This window comes from Leuconostoc litchii, assembly GCF_008107645.1.
GTDB classification, from domain to species: Bacteria; Bacillota; Bacilli; order Lactobacillales; family Lactobacillaceae; genus Leuconostoc; species Leuconostoc litchii.
Genome location: NZ_SDGY01000001.1, coordinates 472440 through 492861, shown reverse-complemented (window position 1 = coordinate 492861; position 20422 = coordinate 472440). Strand labels below are relative to the sequence as shown.

Genomic DNA, 20422 nt, shown 5'->3' with positions numbered 1-20422 from the left:
GACCACCTGATAAGTGAAAAAACATTACTAAGTGTAGCTGTACACATATTTTCAGAGATCTAATGATTGTTCATAACTTTCAAGTGACAAGTTCTCAGTAAAACAGCTATTAATTACTTTAGCAAGTTCACTACTTAAGATATTAAAAATAAAATAGTTGACAATTTAATCTTCTCAACTTACTATTTACTTATAAATAATAAGTTGAGGAAAAGAATATGTTCAATGAGAAGGCAAGATCATTTTCTTTTCGTCTTTGTCTGTCTATTATAGGCACAATTATCATTGCTTTTGGCATTGTTTTATTCCGTTTGGCTCATATAGGTATTGATCCAGCGACAGCAGCTGATGTTGGTATATCAAATACATTTCATTGGAATTTGGGAAATTATCAACTCACGTTTAACGCATTGTTATTTCTTAGCATACTGTTATTTGATCGAACGCAGTTTGGTGTTGGTACGCTAATTAATATGTCGTTACCAGGGTATATCATTGCTTATTTTACACCCAAATTGGAACCGATAACGGCACGATTGTTTGAAAATTTTTCTTATTTTGAAAATATATTTTTATTTGTTGTAGGAATGCTCTTATTTTCATTAGGCATTGGTATTTACACAAGTGTGCATCTTGGGGTTTCTCCATATGATGCGGTTGCACCATTATTTAATAAAAAACAATGGGCTAGTTACCGTTTGACTCGATCAGTTCAGGATTTGATATTTTTCATAATTGCTATTATATTTGGCGGACCACTTGGTTTGGGCACATTTTTAATTGCTACGCTAACTGGCTTTATTGTACAATGTTGGCGTCAATTGTTTAAAAATTAAAACGGTAGTTATAAAAGTTGCGCATAGATATTGTCATTAATTGTAAAATATAATTGCGTAGGTTTAATATAAAGGCTTTATGATTAATCAACCATAAAAATTAGTATAATACAAAAGTCACAACTATTGCTGTTGTGACTTTTGTATTTTTAAATTTGAAGTACTTATTTGACTATTTGGTCAAATAAATATATACTCTTCTTATGGGAAAGAATAAAAGTTTTGACACCGATGAAGTGCTCATCAAAATTGCACAATTATTTGTAAAACGAGGATACAATGGCTCGTCACTAGATGACATTGTTGAACATACTGGCCTTCTGAGAGGAAGCTTGTATGGAACCTTTGGAAGTAAACTTGGAATGTTTGTCGCTGCTTTGGAACTATGTCTAAGGAAAGAAGAAAATGATTTAAAATGGGGCTTACTTATAGTAGCCATGTTAGAAGTAACAGCTCGTAATGAAAAAGTATTTAATATAGTTCAGGAGTGGTATTTAGAAAATCAGCATGAAGAGATTGCCAAACAATTGGGGTTAATGTTGTTACAAAATAGCGGAATAATGAAGCGAGGTCAATAAGATGGAAAATAAAGTTGAAATAAGCAATGAAAAATTAATTATCATTCCTCAGGGACTAGATAAAATAGCCTCCTTTAAATCGAAGATTGAAATTCCTATTACTAATGTTGTAGGGGCTTCAATAGATTTTGGTATTCTGAATGAAAATAAAGGATTGAGAACTCAAGGAACTTCCTTGCCCAGTTACTGGGCAGGAAACTACCATAAAGATGGCGAAAAAAGTTTTTTTAACATCAAAAAAGATAGCAAACCTATTGTTATACAACTACGTCACAACGAATATACTCGTCTTATCATAGGGGCTGACAATCCAGAAACTATTGTTGACGAAATTAACAATAAGATAAAATAATCATTGTTCTGTCTAACAATATAAAGGAGGTATAGTTTAAAAAAATTAAGGAAAATATTAATAATTATTATCTATAAAATCTGAATGCTAGCTGTGGTATATGATTAATAAAATAAAATAGTTACTGATTTTACCAAATAAAACACAAAAAAGAACTAGAAATCGTGATGATCTAGGTCTTTTTATTAAATTCAATTATAATCTGATTCAAGCCTCGCAAATAAAAAATTAAAAATGGAAATCCGTCATTTTACAATTTTCATTAGATAATTCAGATGACTATTAAACTCATATTATTAGTACTCCTTGATATATTATATCGCACACGATATAATAACCAAGAAGGAATTTATAATCATAGAAGTAATTTGAAAATCTACATTGTAAGTACCTATTGAAAGGGTTCACATTGTCAGGAACCACATTACATCAACTGCTTAGCTTAGGAGAAAACAATATGAAAGCTGCTATTATTAAAAAATACGGTGACGTCAATGAGCTTGAAGTGACTGATATAGATAAACCTGCCATCAAAGCTGATGAAGTATTGGTTGAAAACAAATCAACGAGTATTAATCCGATTGATTATAAGGCTCGTCAAGGTTTGTTACAATCAATGTTCCCATGGCAATTTCCAGTGGTATTGGGTTGGGATTTAGCTGGTAAAATCGTTGCTACAGGTGATCAAGTTATTGATTTTAAAGTAGGAGATGAGGTGTTTGCCCGTCCTGATATTGATGTTAAAGGTATCAACGGGGCTTATGCTGAATATACGGCAGTTAAAGCAGATAAATTAGCACTAAAACCGGAGAATATTAGCTTTGAAGAAGCGGCTGCAGTTCCCTTAGCCGGATTAACCGCCTTACAGATGTTGAGACAACTAAATTTAGTGGCAGGACAAAAAATACTCATTCAAGCTGGTGCGGGTGGTGTTGGCATATATGCGATTCAACTAGCTAAAAAGATGGGTGCCTTTGTTGCAACTACTGCTAGCCCCAATAACCATGAGCTTGTTAAATCATTGGGCGCTGACCTAGTGATAGATTATCATAAAACACCTATTCAAAAAATATTGTCTAACTATGATGCAGTTTTAGACACTGTGGGCGATATTGAACATGGTATTGATGTGCTTAAATCTGGCGGACACTTTGTCACAATTTCCAGCACATTAACTGATGCACAAAAGCAAATCACTGATAAACATGTCATGACAGGTTGGCTAAAACCTAATGGTCAAGATTTAGCAATTTTAGCAGACGCAATTTCATCTAATCAATTAAAAATTGTGATTGATAGTGTTTATCCATTCACAACAAAGGGGATTCGTTCAGCTCATGAGCGTAGTGAAACACATCATTCGCGAGGAAAAGTAATTGTTAAAATTAAAGATTAGAAAAGGATTTTGGTGATTCACGGTAAAATAACTGTATCAAAAGAAATCTTTCAGAATACTTGGGCACATTAATTTTTGTTAATTAATTTGATTTACTATACTACCGGATAGATATGCTCTTATGTTTGAAACAGTGACTGACAGTAGCCTTTCGCGTGTTTCTAATGGTGCCCAAGCAATGTGGGGTGTGATATAACAATTGATAGCCTTAAGTAAAGGATTAGTTTCTCGTATGGGTTCTTTGCTAACCACATCGGTAGCTAAAGCGTATAATTTGTGATTGTTCAGTGCCTCTGCCACATCGTTTTCGTTAATCAATTTTCCCCTTGACGTATTTAGTAAAATAGCATTTCGTTTCATTTTAGCGAGTGTTGTTTTATTTATTAAATTAAGTGTTTGAGGAGTTTGAATGATGTGCAAACTAACAACGTCAGAAATTTTCAATAGTTCGTCTAAAGAGACTTGTTTAAGCCAATTTTCCTGTACTTCCTTTGGAAGATGATTATAAAACACGACATTCATTTCAAAGGCATGAGCTAATTTTGCTACTTTTTGAGCGATGTGGCCAAATCCTATAATACCTAGCGTTTTACCTTTTAGCTCAAATAGAGGTTTCTCCCAAAAAGTAAAATCTGGACCTTGTGACCATCTATTTTGATGAACTAATTGATTATGTAGTCCAACTTGACCTGTGACCTCTAGTAAAAGAGAAAAAGTAAATTGGGCCACTGCATCACTAGCATAGGTTGGAATGTTCGTTACCACAATATTCTTCTTTCGAGTACTATCTATGTCAACAACGTCATAACCTGTGCCCATTATACCAATATATTTTAAATTAGGTGATTGACTAATGACATACTTATTAATTGGTGTCTTATGAGTGATAACAATTGCTGCATTGTCAATTCGGCTTATTATTTCGTTATCATCGGATGTTTTTGTACGGTCATAAAATACACAATCACCAAGTGAACGTAGTGTTTCCCAATTCAAATCATTATTAAGATCATAACCATCTAAAAGAACAATTTTTACCATAAGATATTACCTCATTTTTGATAATCATATCATGAATCTTATCGAGCAAATCATCATTTGCATGGATCTATTAAAGATAGACAAAGTTTTCAATTGAGAGTTAATATGTCAATTGAAAACAACGTAAATAATTAGTATTTAGGGTTCAAGATTTGCTTATAAAATTTGATGTAGCGTCAGTTTGCATACATAATAGTAGTTAGTTATGTAAATAATAATTGATATAGAATTATTATTACGGGTTGTACCACGAATAGCTCATCGGTTAGAATGTTAATATGCTATTAATTGGTTTGAATAATTTTTAATAAGGAACATGCATGACAATCGAATACGAGAAGCCGAATAAGGTTTTTAAAAGTAATTTTGGCTATATTAAGTATAATGTGGTAGGTTCTGGGGAACCGTTGATATTAGTACATGGAACACCATGGTCGTCTTTTAATTGGCGTAAAATAATACCTGCTTTAAGTGAGTGGTTTACAGTCTATTATTATGATTTACTGGGCTATGGTGAATCGGAAAAAAATGTAGCTGATGTATCGTTGGGTGTTCAAAATGAGATTTTATCTGCTTTAATTAATTATTGGAATCTTAGTAATCCTAAAATTGTAGGACATGATTTTGGTGGTGCAACTGTACTAAGAACATTTTTGCTTAATAAAATTGATTTCGAGCAAATACTATTAATTGACCCTGTTGCTGTTGCACCATGGGGTTCACCATTTTTTTCTCATGTTGCTTTGCACGAACCTGCTTTTAGCGGTTTACCAAATTATATCCATGAAGCTGTGTTAGAAAAGTACGTGAATGGCGCTACTTTTCATGAGATGAATTCAGATACTTTAGAGGGTATTAAGAAACCTTGGTTGAATAATGTTGGGCAAAAAGCTTTTTATCAACAAATAGCGCAATCAAGTCAAAAATATACAGATGAAATTGAACCACTGTACTCTATTATAGAAAAACCAATAATTTTATTATGGGGACGAGACGATAGATGGATACCAATAGAACAAGGAGAAAAGCTTCATAAATTGATGACCAACTCTTGCTTGATTCCGATTAAAAATGCAGGCCATTTGGTTCAAGAAGACCAGCCAGCTTTAGTCTTATCTTATATTCTTAAGTATTTAAAGAACTGACGCTAGTAATATTAGAGTTTATTTATAATACATTGGGTAGAACGACACAACTAATTCGTTATGTCGTTTTTATTTTGGAAAGTTGGCTTTACATATAAAAGATAAAGTATTATAATTTATGGAAAGTAAACTTTACATCAAGAAAGGTGACTTATTTTGTTAAATAATTTAGAGAAATTGCGCAAAAAACACAAAGTTAGCCAACAAGATTTTGCCCAATATTTAGGAGTGACTAGACAAACAATTAGTTCACTAGAAAATGGGCGTTACAATCCTTCTATTTTGTTAGCAATGAAGATTGCCAGATATTTTGGAAAGAGCGTTGAGGATGTTTTTATTTATACGGAGGAAGACGATAATGATGAAAAATAAAGAAAATACAATTAATTATAAGGAAATCGGTATTTTTATTTTAGTATTGCTAGCGATTATATTCGTATTGCTAAAAGTAGTTCCAACTAATTTTAGATATGGTATTTTGATAGCACTTGGTATTTCTATGATTGTTATTCCTTTGACAAAGAAAACAATTATTGACCGTGATGAGAGAAATTATCAAATTGATCTTCAAGCTAAAGCATTTGCCTTTAATATACTTGAGGTAGTGTTTGGTTTTCTTTTACTCAGTTTTAGTATTATGCATGTCTCATTCGTTGCTTTAGTTTTAACTTTGACTGCTTACTTAATTATAAAAATGGTTAACCTGTTGGCTTTTTCTTACTACCATAAAAATAATTAACTAAAAACTTATGGGGATTTTTAACGGTAAGCATTACTATAAGCCTATTGCTGAAGCGATAGGTTTTTGATCTATAGTCAATATTGACGAAAGAATACATCATGACACAAAAAATATGGTTAAAGTTAGAACAGTTAAAAACAATAATAAAATGCATGTAATGCCAATGAGAATTGCCTCACAAGGTACGGATTCAGTTATATTATTTAATAAAGAATATAACACGGTGCCAAAGCTGTCGCCTATTTTATAAATTGAGTTTGAAATTGGTATAATTAATTCATGACAATTAATAAAAACGATTTACGCTATAAACAAACCGATGAAAAAATAAGGAAAGAATTTATAAAATTACTTCAAACTATTGGATATCATAAAATTACAATTAGTAAACTGATTTCCAAAACTCAAATAAATCGTTCTACTTTTTATGACCACTTTCTGGATAAAGAGGATTTAATGAAACAATTACAGATAGACTTAATAGTTAAGTTGACTGATAATTTACCTGAGATAAATGTATATAACCTTGATAACAAGAGCATTGTTGATGAAAGAATTGAAACGATTATTAACCGTGTCTATGTTAACAAAGAATTTTTTAAACTATATTTCAGTGAAAAATCTGATGGATTGTTTTTTAATCGATTTTCTAATTTTTCCGAAAAATTGCTCATTCAAACTGATTTAATAGAAAATATAGTCATTCCTGAAGTATATGTTTTTTCGATGATAGAGAGTGTGATGATTAATTTAATTCAAAGTTGGATTAAACGGAATTTTATGGAGACCCCAGAAGAATTTTCAAAGATAATCAGTAAAATATTACCAGATATATTTAAAAGTTTAATTAGATAAATTTATCCAACAGTTATTGATTATTGTTGGTTTTTTTAATGTAAAGCCTTTGTTATTATTTGTTTATCAGCAAAAACAAAGGGAGAAATAAACAATATGAAATCTACATGGAAATTTATTTTGACGCTAACAATCGGTTTAACAGCCATTTTAGCGATTATGATGACTGCTTTTTCACTTCCAGCAGTAAACTCAGGAATTAATCAAGTACCTATTGGTATTATTACGACTAGTGATGAAGCTTATGAAAAACTGGCTAAACCTTTAAAACAAAAGGGCTTTAAAGTTAGTGAGTATAATTCAGCTAAGCAAGTTAAGAAAAATATCAATCAACGTAAAATATATGGTGCGATATCTGTTGATGTTTCAGGTAATTTAACTGTATTCGAAGCAACGGCTGCTTCAGCTGCGGTTGCACAAACATTGACACAATTAGGTAATAATGTAGTTGCTCAACAAAAAATAGTTGGAACAAAACAAATTAATCAGTTAATTGCTCAAACTAATGATGTTAATACTATTAAGGCATTAAATCAAAAAGCTGCTCAGTTGAATGTAAAAACAGCAAAAATTGTAGAAGTTAAAGCCTTTCCAAAAGCTGATTCTAAAGGAACAGGATTAGCTGCTGGGGCTTTACCTATAGCACTTGGCGGCTGGATTGGTGCTGTAGCTATCGCTAACATGGTTAAAGGAAAGAAAGAGAAATTCTGGGCTATAGTTAGTTTTGCCATCATTGGTGGTTTAGGATTAGTCGGAGTTATTCAATATGGTATTGGTACATTTGACGGCAATTATTTCTTAACTTCATTAGGCGCAATGTTGGGCATTGCAGCTACGGGATTCTTTGTTCTAGGTTTATTAGAAATTATTGGTACCCCAGGACTAGGTATTGCAGCTGTATTATTGATCCTATTAGGTAATCCACTTTCTGGCTTGTCATCGGCACCAGAAATGTTGCCAGCTGGATGGGGTGCATTTGGTCAATTGTTGCCACCAGGGGCAACTGGCACACTCCTTAGAAACGTCGCTTTCTTTGATGGTAATGCTATTGCACAACCATTGACAGTACTAATAGCTTACATATTGCTTGGTATAGTGCTGTTTAAAATCGGTAAAAAATCTGAACTATAGGAAAGGGATTAAAATGGAAAACTATCATATTACTTTTAAAGTAGATGGGGAAATTATTACAGAAGATGAAATTCGTTCGGTTGAACTAGAACGTTATCATCATGTATTTAATGTTTTTAATCAAAAAAATATTCCGGTTAAATTAGATGGTCAATTGTATGGTTTGGAATCATTACTAAACTTGTCCTTAGAAGAAGCTAAAGAGGCTTTAGCTCAAACTCGTGAAGAAATTGGTAAAGAAGAAACCTTAAAGCGATTCCAACCAGAAATAGCAAAAAGTAATGACATGTGGCGATATATTGCTGATGAATCACCTGATCCACAAGAATTTCAAGTAGGTATTGTGGAAGTTGAGACAGAAAACATATCATTACCTCAATTTATGATGTTTAATCAGTTACTTGCTAAAAAAAATAATTTATATTTACCTTCAACCATACACCCAGAACACTATTATTTTAATGCTAATAAAAAAGGTGAACAAACTATCATCGAAACATTTGGTATGTATAAGGAACCTTCGTATTTGGATTTGCGTCCAGCCAAAAATATTGATTATCCGATTGAACCAGATCCTGGTGTGAGTTCAGTCATGGCAGGACAGACATTTCTAAAATCGTTAAATATTGATACTAAGCTTATTGGGATGCACCAGCTAACTAGAACAGAAAGCGGAATGAAAGTTAAATTAGGTGTGTTTTTACCTAAGGCAGCACCAAAGGAAATTGTTGAGGGGCATAAATGGCATTTGATGGTAGAATTTAATAATGGCCTTCACATTGCTGCACAGCAGCACCCAAATGCAATACAAAAAATATTTTTAGAAACAGCTATTAAGCATATGGAAAAGAAACAAGAAAAGTAATTGACATTATTTAAACCAAAAAGCACATACATTTTTAAACAATGTTGAGCAACTACAAGAGAAAATTATACAGGCACAGGCGTAAAATTATAGCGATGTGCTTTTTTTTACAAAGAATTAGTAGCTAAGGTGCGATATTTAGTTGTGAATCGAGCTTATCAAATAAAGAGAAACTATTTTTCAGTAGGTAGTATTGTTCTATTATTCTTCTGCTTATGAATTTTACTATTTCATAAGCAGCTTTTTTACTGAAAAACGCTTATATATCGTTAATATTATTTAACGTTGTTTAACCATTGTTTTGCTTGACCATAAGGATCATTAGTCTGTATGTTTGGAACAACAGGATCATTAACATATAATTTGTTTTTAGTATCTTTAACACCTGCTGTGGTTAAATACATGGTTGTTCCTGTATATAATGAAAAAGAACGATTCACACTAGTAAAACCAGCACTATTTTGACCAAAATACTTAACTCCTGAAATTTTTTTAAGAGCTAGAGCAGTCAGTTCTCCTGAACTACCGGTTTGTTTATTGATAATTACCGCAACTGGTATTTTTGTTAGTTTTACATTATGATGCAAATCGATTGCTGATCCGCCAGCGTTAAGCGTACCATTTTTCAAGGATATTTTTTCACTGTTACCATTTGAAGAAACAAATGAAAGAATATTTCCATCTGGTATTATCGATGAAATACCTAATATCATAGGGGCCATATCCCCACCAGTATTATTACTTAAATCAATAATAATACTTTTAATTTCGTGTTTATATTTAAAGAGAAAGTCATTGATTTTATTAGCATATTCACTGGCTTGTTGCGTATTTCCTTGAAATTGTGGTTCATGAATTGTAACTAAGCCGTTTTCTTTAATTATTGTTGGTTCTGTATAACTTTCTGTTTCTGTCGTTATTTGTTTTGCAGTCACAATTTGAGAATGTTTTCCTCCTGCGACTGTTACAATTTTTTGGAGAATTGTGTCAGCTTCATTGTAATCATGGACAGATTGCATATCTACTAAAGCTTTTTTCTCAGTTTTTCGCCATGCCTCACTATTGGCGAAGTAACCATAGGTATTCATTTTCTTGATTGCGATTTTTCCATATCTTTCAGGTGAAGGTGGCAACAGGTAAAAATTAATATTAGGGCCATAAATGTAAATCACCATCATAAATGCCAGAATGAAACAAGCAAAAATACTTGCGATTATTGTTAACCGTTTTCTCATGTATAAATTCTCTCTTTTTTAGATGTAAGTACTTTAAAAGCACTGAAATTTAAGTTCAACATTAAAATAATTGGCATACATAAAATACTTTACTATTTATTTTTTTAGTTACTAGAAATCTAAGTTGTTGATGTTTTAAATTTTGACTAAGGCGCTGATAAAAGCATTATGTAAACAACTATTGGTCTAGTATTGATTATTTTTGAACTTGATGGTAAGGGTCAATAACGTAGCTAAAGCTAAAATTATAGCGACAAAAGTGTAGGGTAGGTTGCTATTGAGATCTAGAAGAACGCCACCAAGCACTGGTCCAAAAATATTGCCAATACTTGTTAACGACATATTTAAGCCATTAATAAACCCTTGCTGTGAATCACTGATATGGGATAGCAATGTCGTTATCGCAGGACGTAAAATATCAAACCCAACGAATACTATTAATGTTGCCACAAATACTTCCCACTTGTGTTGTGCAAATAAAATCCAAATAATTGAAAGGAATCCAAAGAGAAAACTGAGGCGAATAATCATCAGTTCGCCAATGTATTGTACTAATTTTTCAAAGAAAGCAACTTGGAAAATTAACGATAAGAATCCATTAACAATTAAAAAGATTGCAATTTCATTGAGGTTAAAACCTCGCACATCATGAAAGTATAAACTGAACATATTTTCAAATGCAGCTAGGCCAAATGATGAAACTAAAATCATGATGAGTAACATAAATAAAGATAAACTCCAAAAATGTTTTTCTTTATTTTTAGTCTGGTCGGTTTTCGTCTCTATTTGTCTACTACGCAAATAATCTTCGTTTGGCATGAAAATAATGAAAATTAGAAAGGCTACTGCACCTAAAATAGCAGAACCAAAGAAGGGTAGTTTGTGATCAATATTTGCTAACACACCGCCCACACCTGGTCCTAAAATAATACCACCACTGAAAGCTGCTGATAACCAGCCAATGACTTTTGCACGGTTTGAACTTGTAGTCATATCAGACGCCAAGGCAGTTATGGACGGAATTGACAGCGCCGCTGCTAAACCACCTAAAGCTCGTGCAACATTCAAGTGCCAGAGAGCATGCCCTATACCCAAAGCAAATAGGCCTTCAGATATAGAGAAAAGTAGGAGTCCAATAGCGATTAATGGCACACGCGCAAATTTGTCTGAGAGACGGCCAATAATAGGAGAAGCTAAAAATTGAACAGCAGCAAACAGTGCTGCCATGATGCCCATATCCGTAGCAGTAAGACCCATATCATCTTTGATATATGGTTCCACAGGAATAATTAGTCCAATTCCTAACATTATTAAAAGTTGTGAGCCAACAAGAAGTGCCAACGCTCGTTTTTGGAAAGATGTCATAAAAGTACCATTCATTTCTAATATTTCTAATTTCAGTAAAAAGTGCATAAAAAAGAGGGCATCGCATTGACAATGTCCAATCTATGCCACTTATGTAGGGCTAACACAGATGTCATTTAAACATCAATATTTACTTACCTAAAAATCTAACATCAATTATAAGATTTGTCAATGAAAATACCCTGTAAACAGGGTATTTTAGTTAATATAGAAGAGATAAATAGTGATTAAATATCACGCAAGAACTCTAACAATTAGTATGCTTGTTTGACCTTGTTATTAATTGGTATTTATTGTGTATAAAAGAAAATATACAAAAAAGCCTCTTGCTGTTACATAATTTAATAGATATTAGAAAAATATTGACCTTTCCGTAAATCAAACAGTTAGAAAGGTATAGCGACTTATTTATATAGTCTCAACTAGACCAAGTATTAAGAAAGCGATAGACAGGTTTTTCAATTTACTGCTGGTTTACTAAAATTTCAAACAACTTTGAAGGTGTCAATGCAATTACAGGAACAGGTGCATACTTATGGCGATGTATTTTTTAACAAGAAATTAGTATCTAAGGCTCAATATTAATTGAATCGACTTTTGCTTATCATGATTTAGATTTGCTGATTAAAGTAACTGATCGTAATAATGGAAGTGGGCTAAACAAGATTGATGAACAATTTTATCAAGTTAAAAAACAATTGAAAAAACATTTAACTATTCATTGATTACATTTATAAATTATTGTCAGTCACAATTTGCCTACTGTTCTGGGTTATGATATATTATAATATCAATAAAAAAATGATTGCTGGAAGGCTTAAAATGAGTAAAGTAATTAAATTAAAAATACCTGATTGGCGTGCGGGAAATCGCCCAGAATACTATGCTGGAGCGGAAATTATCGCAACATTATTAAATGACAGTCAGATAAAAACAGTTGAGGTGCCAGTTATATCTCCAGATAATTCAGATGACAATAGTGAAGTTAATGGTGTAAATGGTAAAAATGAATTAGTCGAAGAAATTCGTCAAGTTAGGGCAACGTTGAGGGAAGAAGCTCCTGACAAGGTTATTACTGTTGGTGGAAACTGCTTTGTGTCTCAGGGACCATTTGATTATTTGCATGAAAAATATGGTGATGATCTAGGAATTATTTGGATTGATGCTCACCCAGATATATCGAAACCGGAATTTTATAATAATGAACATGCAATGGTTTTAGGTAACTTATTGGGGCATGGCGACCCAATTTTGGCTAAAGAAGTTCATGCTAAGTTTTCTCCAAAATCTGTTCTGTTTCTGGGATTGCAGCCATTAACAGATGATGAACCAGCTGAGTTAGATAAAATTGGTCTCACCTATCAAATACAAGATGAAAATCCAATCACAACTGCCGCAGTACAAAAATGGATAGTTGATAACAATTTTTCAAAAATAGCCATTCATTTTGATTTAGATTCTTTGAGTCCAGACGATTTTCGTTTGCAATATTTTGCTGAACCACATCAAACAGCCTTTCCATCAAGTCATGGTAAATTGACGTTAACCCAAGTAACAGATTATTTTTCAAGTATACAAAAAGTGAGTGATATTGTTGGTATTACGATTGCCGAATTTTTACCTTGGGACATCATCAAATTAAAGCAAACTATAAATACATTAAACTTATTCAACAATGATAAACAATGAAACTTACGAACTACAGACTGCCCCAAAAACCTAATTAAAAGTAGCACAACGTAATCAAGTTAAAATCAAGCACACACTGTTAATAGTGTGCTTTTTTTATAAAGAGTTTGTACTTCGAGTACAATATTGATAAACAAGCAGATTGACAATTTGAGATATAGTGTTATTAATCTTTTATGAGAACGAATGCGTTTAAATACAGAATGGTTAATTTAAGTAACAATTATTCGGTACAATATAGCCATTAAAAAAATTGCAGTTAAATGGTTGTGGTGTCAGGTTTACAGCTTAATTAAGAAGTAGTGTCTGAAACTGGGGTTAATGTTGAGTTCATCTTTACAAGTTTTAATATTTAAACTTGCTCAGTAATTGTTTCTTGTGTTTACAAAAAATAAATGTTATAGTATTCATGAAATTATATATGTATGTCTGGGGTGCCCGCGAGGGCTGAGAAATACCCATTGAACCTGATCAGATTAAAATCTGCGTAGGAAGATGTGATTAATAGATTTTTTATTAAGCTGTTTTTTTGCGTACCCATTTGCGCAAAAAAACAGCTTTTTTATTTAAAAAATTAAAAAAGGTTCAGTGTATTGAAAAATTTCAAAAATATATTATCAGGAGGTTTACGAAAAAGAGCCCATGGATGTAAATATAACTAAGGTGCTAAAGCTATATTTAGTCACAAATCGATACGATTATTCTGACGAAGAGTTTTTAAGTCGAATAGAACAAGCATGTCAGAATGGTGTCACGCTCGTTCAGCTAAGAGAAAAGGAGGTTACCACGCATAAGTATTTTGAACTGGCAACGAAAGTGAAAGAAATTACTGACAGATTCAAAGTTCCATTGATTATTGATGACAGAATAGATATCTGTCAAGCAGTTGATGCCGCTGGTGTTCATATTGGCGATAGTGACTTACCAATATCAGTAGCAAGACGCTTAATTGGTCCAGAAAAAATTTTGGGTGTTTCTGCTAAAAGTGTCATGAGAGCCACACAAGCTGAAATAGAGGGGGCAAATTATTTAGGAGTTGGTGCTATTTATCCAACTAAGACCAAGGTAATCACAAAACCTACGTCAATCGAAACTTTAAAGGAGATTACACGAACTGTCTCCATACCAGTCATTGCAATTGGTGGTATCAAGGAACATACAATTCACAACTTTAAAAATACTGAAATCAATGGTGTGGCGATGGTTAGCGAAATTATGTGTGCCGAAAATATAGCGGACAAAGTATCCGACACGATTAAAGCACTTGACCAAGTACTTTAAAAACTAGAGAAAGGTGGTCCTAGGTAATGCTTAAGATAAATGGTTCTGTAGAGAATCAGTACGTTGGAAAGACAATTGCACAACTGCTCAATGACAAAAATGCTGCTTTAGAAAACATTGTAGTTGAACACAACGGTAAGATTTTACAACGTGAATGTTTTGTAGATACTTTTATTCATAATGATGATCAAATTGAAATTATTTCATTTGTAGGTGGAGGTTAAAGGAAGTCTTATGCACAAAATTAATATTGATGGTTACAGCGTTCAAGAAGTATATGAAGATATGAAACAACGCAATGTGCCAGAAACGTCAGAAAAACTTGCACAGGCCCATGTGACTATTGCAGGTGCCGGTGGACTTGGCTCTAATATTGCCATAGCATTAGCGCGTGCAGGAGTAGGGCATTTGACTTTGATTGATTTTGATGCTGTTGAGTTGAGTAACCTGAATCGACAGCAATTTAAATTGAGTCAAATTAATGTACCAAAGGTGATTGCGCTAAAACAAAATATATTAGAGTTCAATCCATTTATTACAATTTCAACAATTCAAGAAAGAGTCACGTCGCAAAATGTTGAAACTCTATTTGGTGATAGTGATATCATATGTGAGGCATTTGATGACCCGCATAGTAAAGCAGTCCTATTAGGTAGTTCTCGTGAAATTTTTCCAAATAAACCGCTTGTTATGGGCAACGGGTTAGCTGGAATTCATAGTCCAAATAATATTAAAACGAGACAACAGAGCGAAAATGTATACATCTGTGGGGATAACATTAGTGCTGGAGTGGAAGGATTGATGGCACCAAGAGTGCTTGTGTGCGCTGGTCATCAAGCAAATGTCATTTTACAGCTAATACTCGGTAAAGTTGCTTTATAAATTTAGGAGAAACTGATAGTAATGAAAGAAAATACTGATACCTTGACCATTGGTGGTCATACATTCACTTCAAGATTCATTTTAGGATCCGGTAAATATTCCTATGAATTAATTGATTCAGCAGTAAAAAATGCTGATGCTCAGATAATAACAATGGCATTGAGACGTTCCAATGACGTCAAGGAAAATATTTTAAACTATATTCCTAAGAATGTCACTATTTTACCTAATACTTCAGGCTGCACAAATGCTGAAGAAACTATCCGAATTGCCCGTATTGCCCGTGAATTAAGTGGTAGTGATTTTATTAAATTAGAAGTAATTCCTGATAAAAAATACTTAATGCCTGATAATTATGAAACATTAAAAGCAACAGAAGTTCTGGCCAAAGAAGGCTTTATTGTAATGCCTTATATGTTGCCCGACTTAAACATAGCCAAACAATTAACCGATGCGGGAGCGGCGGCAATTATGCCACTAGGAGCACCAATTGGAACCAACAAGGGCCTGTCCAATAAAGATTTGATTCAGATTCTTATTAATGAGATTGACTTGCCAATTATAATTGATGCGGGTATCGGAAAACCTAGTCAAGCTGCTGAAGCTATGGAGATGGGGGCAGATGCCATTATGGCCAACACAGCAATAGCAACTGCTGGAAATATTCCTTTGATGGCTGAAGCATTCAAACTAGCAATCAATGCCGGGCGTAAAGCTTATTTAGCAAAACCTGGCCGGGTATTAGATGGATCTGCTTCACCGTCTTCAACACTAACAGGAATAAGTAATCCTGCTTAGGATGAATTCAAAAAGGAAGTCACATGGAAAATACGATAGACCCAATAAATAAAAGGCATAGGCATAATAGTTGGGTCACTATTATTTTATTAAATTTTTTTGGTTGGATATTCATATATGCAGACCGTACAATCTTAAATCCTGTTATGCCAGCTATTCAGTCAGAATTTGGTTTGAATCATAGTCAACTGGGTTTGATTTCGTCCTTGTTTTTCTTAACGTATACCATCGTACAAATGCCTTTTTCTACCTTAGCAGACTACTTTAGTAAAAAATGGATTATTGGACTTGGTTTCATATTTTTTGGTGTGATGACCTTATTTTCTGGATTAGTCACAACTATTGGACTATTCTTAATTACTAGAGCAATGGTGGGTATTGGTGAAGGAAGCTTCTATGGCGCATCGTATGGATTATCCTCGCAAGTATTACCGAAAAACAAGTTAACTTTTGGAACCGCTTTAATTAATTCTGGACAGGCTTTTGGGCAAATTCTTGGCACATTATTATCCAGTATTCTTGTGTTACAGCTTCATTTTCATTGGTCTATCCCATTTATCACTATCAGCGTACCCACTGTAATCGTTGGACTTCTGTATATATTGGTTATACGAGACAAGCCGTTTAATGCATCAGCTAAACCAAATCATTCTAAGACTGCAATTAAGTCAATCGACATCAAAGCGCTATTTACACGTAATTTGTCATGTACGTACTTGATGCTTTTTGCTTCAATTTATGGGCAGATTGTAATGATTACTTGGTTACCGTTATACTTGATAGATTATCGGCATATTTCAGGAATAAATGTAGGGTGGGTAGCATCCATTGTGCCGTTTATCGCAATTCCAAGTGCATTATTGTTTGCTAGAATAAATGATCATTTGAAAAATACTAAGACATTGATATGTATTTTAGTTCCTTTGTCGGCAATTTCACTGATTTTCGGCGTAACGATTAACAATGATATGGTCTTGTTACTGTCTTTGCTAGTCTATGGAGTAACAGGGAAAATGGCATTAGATCCTTTGTTATTGTATACCATTAAGATTAATGCTAAGAATTCGCAGCTGGCAATGACATTTGGGATTTATAATTTTTTGGGGATGATTGCATCAATAATTGCACCAATCATGACTGGCTTCTTAATTGATATTATGAAAGGTATGAGCATTGGTTTTTATGTTGCCGCATTATTATTGATAGTGTCGTTAGTTTGCTTTAATTTTGTGAAATATGAAGCTGAACGAGAATGAGCGCTTATGAAAACTATAGTATCTTTACTAAACGAATTCAAAAAAATTGGTTTAACTCGCTTTGATGGCGTGACGCGCTGTGTATACGATGAAAATTGGTTGGCGGCGCAAAAAAAGTATATACAGATTGCTAGTGACTACGGTCTTTACACTTTTGTTGATGATATTGGCAATGTCTATGCAACAACAGAAAAAAAACTAGGCCGAAAAGCATTCATATTATCAGGATCACACATGGACACTGTAATTAATGGTGGGCCGTTAGATGGTGTTTATGGGACTTTAGCAAGTTTGATATCAATTGGCACATTAATGAAAAAATTTGGTCATCCCAAAATACCATTGGTCGCTGTTTCATTTTCGGAAGAAGAGGGGTCACGTTTTAATACAGCTTTTACAGGTTCACGATATCTCATGAACAATTTAGCAGACACAGTATACGGCCTGAAAGATCATGAAGGCTTATCTTTTAATCATGCACGTAAAAATGCTGTGGCTCAATTAAAAAAACTAGCGTCTGAATTAAAAGTAACTGGTTCGATCCACGCTTTTATTGAGTTACATATTGAACAAGGGCCGATATTAGAGAAAAAAGGGCAAGATATCGGGATAGTGACTGATATTGTTGGTCAGAAAAAGCTATTAATCAAATGTTATGGTGTTGCTAATCATGCGGGGACAACACCAATGAATATGAGATGTGATGCAATGAAAAAAGCAGTCACATTGATTCATCAACTTTATGAAGTTTTAGATGGATTAGTAGCGTTGAGATACACAATTGGACAAATACGAGTTCAACCAAATGCTACAAATGTTATTCCTAGTGAAGTTGATTTTTCATTAGATTTAAGACATAAAAGCCAAAAAATTTTAGATGATGCATTCACAGTTGTAAAAGAGCTGACGGAATTGAATGATAGTATTCTGACAATTATGACGGATGTGAATGCCATTAAATTAAGTGATCAATTGGCAAATAACAGTGTTTTGGCAGCGCAATATCATAATTCAGCATATCAGTTGCTTATTTCTGGTGCTGGACATGATGCTCAAATTATCGCAAAATATATACCTACCACAATGATTTTTGTCCCTAGTATTAAAGGCATTAGTCATTCTCCTTCGGAAAATACACAATCTGATCATTTGCTAAATGGACAATCAGTACTGCAACAAGCATTATACCAATTAGCCTATAAGTAAATAAAAATTAAATAAAAAATACAGATACTTAGCAAATTATACTGAGTATCTGTATTTTTTTAGAAACTTAATTGTGGAATCTAGATATTAAATGACCTTAAAATAAGCTTCAAAAACATTTCCGGAATTTTACTAACTACTGATTAAACATCTGGTAAATGTACTAAGCCTGTAGAATAACAATCATAAAGTTTGATATAGGAGTTGGAATTCTTCTGTAACATTAACGTTATTAATGAGAATCAGTATATAAAATTACTTATAGTGGCATATAAGTTGCGCCTAAGGCTTATGTCCTAAAACATCAGATGTGAAATATTAATTAAATGCTGCGAGTTAATTTATAGTTATGTTGCAACATAAGCCATTATAATGTCAATCTTAGTTTTGATATTATATTGTCTTTATGAAAAATTTTGTAGAAAATTATTCTACAACGGATCAATAATAGATTATTTATCTTACCACAAAATTGTAGTTATATTCTCTTGTATAAAAATAAATAGATTGTCAATAAAATTGAAAGTATAATAATACCAATCCATGAGTTATTCACAGTCGATGAATTTGCGATTGATAAGAAAATAAGTTGTCCTACTGGGACACTAAGTGTTACTAATGTATTCATAAATCCTGTAATTTGACCTAATTGTTTCTCTGCAACGCTTGTCATAACGTAGGTGCTTACACGTGGGCTGATCTTTCCAAGAATATAACCAATACCAAAGAAACTAATAATTATTACGTAGATGTTCGGCAAGTAAATAATATCAAAACAAAGAACCATTAAAAATAGTAGTAATCCAATGATTAATGTATTTAATTTGAATTTTTTAAAAAAATCATTGGTTAAAAATGAACCCAATATAAGTCCAGCTGCTAATGCTGTGTTAGCTAATGATAGTGAAAAGCCGTAACTTTGAATATATATTGTCGGATATTGTAATAATGATAAACTAATAAGCCCTTCAATTGAACCCACAAGTAAATTTAAAAGTGTAAACAAAAATAAAATATTCATTAGACTTTTATTAGCTGCAACCATATGCATACTGATTTTTATAGATGTAACAAAACTGCTTTTTGATATAGAATCAGTTGTCTGACTTGTGATTTGCAGTTTTTTGTTAAATGTTTTTTTAGAAATCAATAGTACTAGTCCACTAATTAAAAAAAGCAGTGCATTTAGTGCTGAAAAGGATGAAAAATTATTATTTAAGAACATTAGAAAGGTGACCCCGATGACTTGTCCAATAACATTGACCAATGACATAACTGAAACTTGTAAAGAACGGGCATCCAACATAATTTTTGCTGGTACAATGTGCTTTATAACAGGGAGTGTGGCAAGTGATGTAATGCCACTCAATATGTCACTTGATACATTAATCGTAATAATAAATGAAAATAACAGCCAGTTATTCATTGATAATCCAAATAAGATCGTTAGAAGGAAATAGAGAGTTGCTTGGATTATTCGAGTTGAAATCATTAAATATAGTTTATCATTTGCTTTGTCAGCAAAGTAGCCTAATCCAATCTGCAAAATGCTAGGAATTGTATTGGCAATTACAACAACCGTTGTAGCAATTTTGGGATTACTGGTTTGTGAAGCATAAACTAATAATGCAATATTAAAAAATGCTGCACCAAGTAACTCGATAAATTGCGAAAGTGTTAATATGCGCAACAGTTTGTTAGTTCGTAATAGTAGCAAAAGTTTTTACCTTCTTTCTATGTTGTTATATATTGCTTCTATTAGAGTTTAA

The 20422-nt window shown here is 32.9% G+C and carries 21 protein-coding genes, 1 pseudogene and 1 riboswitch; of the genes and pseudogenes, 18 read left to right on the top strand and 4 right to left on the bottom strand.

Features of this window, described 5'->3' with window-relative positions:
• The first annotated feature begins 218 nt into the window (after positions 1-218).
• The 4 genes from ESZ47_RS02575 to ESZ47_RS02560 all read left to right on the top strand — a co-directional run bounded on the left by ESZ47_RS02575 (position 219) and on the right by ESZ47_RS02560 (position 3162).
• A complete protein-coding gene (locus ESZ47_RS02575) occupies positions 219-836 on the top strand; it encodes a YczE/YyaS/YitT family protein (RefSeq protein WP_148604461.1) in 618 nt (205 codons plus the stop codon).
• Between the two features lie 203 nt (positions 837-1039).
• Positions 1040-1414, top strand: coding sequence for a helix-turn-helix domain-containing protein (locus ESZ47_RS02570; RefSeq protein WP_148604459.1), 375 nt, complete (start codon positions 1040-1042; stop codon positions 1412-1414).
• Between the two features lies 1 nt (position 1415).
• A complete protein-coding gene (locus ESZ47_RS02565; protein WP_148604457.1) occupies positions 1416-1766 on the top strand; it encodes a hypothetical protein in 351 nt (116 codons plus the stop codon).
• A 457-nt stretch (positions 1767-2223) separates the two neighbouring features.
• A complete protein-coding gene (locus ESZ47_RS02560; RefSeq protein ID WP_148604455.1) occupies positions 2224-3162 on the top strand; it encodes an NADP-dependent oxidoreductase in 939 nt (312 codons plus the stop codon).
• Between the two features lie 78 nt (positions 3163-3240).
• Here the strand turns inward: ESZ47_RS02560 and ESZ47_RS02555 are convergent, their stop codons facing one another.
• Entirely contained in the window at positions 3241-4203 is a 963-nt protein-coding gene (locus ESZ47_RS02555; RefSeq protein WP_148604453.1) for a D-2-hydroxyacid dehydrogenase, read from the bottom strand.
• 320 nt (positions 4204-4523) lie between these two features.
• On the opposite strand from ESZ47_RS02555, the gene ESZ47_RS02550 reads away from it, so the two are divergent.
• The 6 genes from ESZ47_RS02550 (at position 4524) to ESZ47_RS02525 (ending at position 8941) form a co-directional block, all read left to right on the top strand.
• Positions 4524-5348, top strand: coding sequence for an alpha/beta fold hydrolase (locus tag ESZ47_RS02550; protein WP_148604452.1), 825 nt, complete (start codon positions 4524-4526; stop codon positions 5346-5348).
• A 156-nt stretch (positions 5349-5504) separates the two neighbouring features.
• Positions 5505-5720, top strand: a complete 216-nt coding sequence (locus tag ESZ47_RS02545) for a helix-turn-helix transcriptional regulator (protein ID WP_148604450.1) — start codon at positions 5505-5507, stop codon at positions 5718-5720.
• The gene (locus ESZ47_RS02540) at positions 5707-6087 is read left to right on the top strand and encodes a DUF2178 domain-containing protein (RefSeq protein WP_244307547.1); all 381 of its coding nucleotides are present in this window, start codon (positions 5707-5709) and stop codon (positions 6085-6087) included. The genes ESZ47_RS02545 and ESZ47_RS02540 overlap by 14 nt, the downstream gene beginning before the upstream one ends.
• A 282-nt stretch (positions 6088-6369) precedes the next feature.
• Positions 6370-6945, top strand: coding sequence for a TetR/AcrR family transcriptional regulator (locus ESZ47_RS02535; RefSeq protein WP_148604448.1), 576 nt, complete (start codon positions 6370-6372; stop codon positions 6943-6945).
• A 96-nt stretch (positions 6946-7041) separates the two neighbouring features.
• Complete coding sequence (locus ESZ47_RS02530; RefSeq protein WP_148604446.1) at positions 7042-8076, top strand: ABC transporter permease; 1035 nt, start codon at positions 7042-7044, stop codon at positions 8074-8076.
• Between the two features lie 13 nt (positions 8077-8089).
• The gene (locus ESZ47_RS02525) at positions 8090-8941 is read left to right on the top strand and encodes a hypothetical protein (protein ID WP_148604444.1); all 852 of its coding nucleotides are present in this window, start codon (positions 8090-8092) and stop codon (positions 8939-8941) included.
• A gap of 275 nt (positions 8942-9216) precedes the next feature.
• Here ESZ47_RS02525 and ESZ47_RS02520 read toward each other — a convergent pair whose 3' ends face one another.
• Together ESZ47_RS02520 and ESZ47_RS02515 are read right to left on the bottom strand one after the other, a co-directional pair.
• A complete protein-coding gene (locus tag ESZ47_RS02520; protein WP_244307546.1) occupies positions 9217-10176 on the bottom strand; it encodes a S41 family peptidase in 960 nt (319 codons plus the stop codon).
• A gap of 186 nt (positions 10177-10362) precedes the next feature.
• Positions 10363-11541: an MFS transporter gene (locus tag ESZ47_RS02515; protein ID WP_148605708.1), complete on the bottom strand. Its 1179-nt coding sequence runs from the start codon at positions 11539-11541 to the stop codon at positions 10363-10365.
• 377 nt (positions 11542-11918) lie between these two features.
• Between ESZ47_RS02515 and ESZ47_RS09495 the strand changes: the two are divergent.
• The 8 genes and pseudogenes from ESZ47_RS09495 to ESZ47_RS02475 all read left to right on the top strand — a co-directional run bounded on the left by ESZ47_RS09495 (position 11919) and on the right by ESZ47_RS02475 (position 18653).
• Positions 11919-12266: pseudogene (locus ESZ47_RS09495) on the top strand (hypothetical protein).
• A gap of 97 nt (positions 12267-12363) precedes the next feature.
• A complete protein-coding gene (locus ESZ47_RS02505) occupies positions 12364-13230 on the top strand; it encodes an arginase family protein (protein WP_161595277.1) in 867 nt (288 codons plus the stop codon).
• Between the two features lie 420 nt (positions 13231-13650).
• Positions 13651-13741, top strand: a riboswitch (TPP riboswitch).
• Between the two features lie 131 nt (positions 13742-13872).
• A complete protein-coding gene (gene thiE / locus ESZ47_RS02500; RefSeq protein WP_148604440.1) occupies positions 13873-14511 on the top strand; it encodes a thiamine phosphate synthase in 639 nt (212 codons plus the stop codon).
• Between the two features lie 26 nt (positions 14512-14537).
• Positions 14538-14735 carry a sulfur carrier protein ThiS gene (gene thiS / locus ESZ47_RS02495; RefSeq protein WP_148604439.1) on the top strand — a complete coding sequence of 66 codons (198 nt, stop codon included), beginning with the start codon at positions 14538-14540 and terminating at the stop codon, positions 14733-14735.
• Between the two features lie 10 nt (positions 14736-14745).
• Positions 14746-15393, top strand: a complete 648-nt coding sequence (gene thiF / locus ESZ47_RS02490; RefSeq protein WP_148604437.1) for a sulfur carrier protein ThiS adenylyltransferase ThiF — start codon at positions 14746-14748, stop codon at positions 15391-15393.
• Positions 15394-15414: 21 nt separating this feature from the next.
• Entirely contained in the window at positions 15415-16191 is a 777-nt protein-coding gene (locus ESZ47_RS02485) for a thiazole synthase (protein ID WP_148604435.1), read from the top strand.
• 23 nt (positions 16192-16214) lie between these two features.
• Positions 16215-17447: an MFS transporter gene (locus ESZ47_RS02480; protein ID WP_148604433.1), complete on the top strand. Its 1233-nt coding sequence runs from the start codon at positions 16215-16217 to the stop codon at positions 17445-17447.
• A 6-nt stretch (positions 17448-17453) separates the two neighbouring features.
• Positions 17454-18653, top strand: a complete 1200-nt coding sequence (locus ESZ47_RS02475; protein WP_148604431.1) for a hydantoinase/carbamoylase family amidase — start codon at positions 17454-17456, stop codon at positions 18651-18653.
• A 478-nt stretch (positions 18654-19131) separates the two neighbouring features.
• Here ESZ47_RS02475 and ESZ47_RS02470 read toward each other — a convergent pair whose 3' ends face one another.
• Complete coding sequence (locus tag ESZ47_RS02470; RefSeq protein WP_148604429.1) at positions 19132-20370, bottom strand: MFS transporter; 1239 nt, start codon at positions 20368-20370, stop codon at positions 19132-19134.
• Positions 20371-20422: the final 52 nt, after the last annotated feature.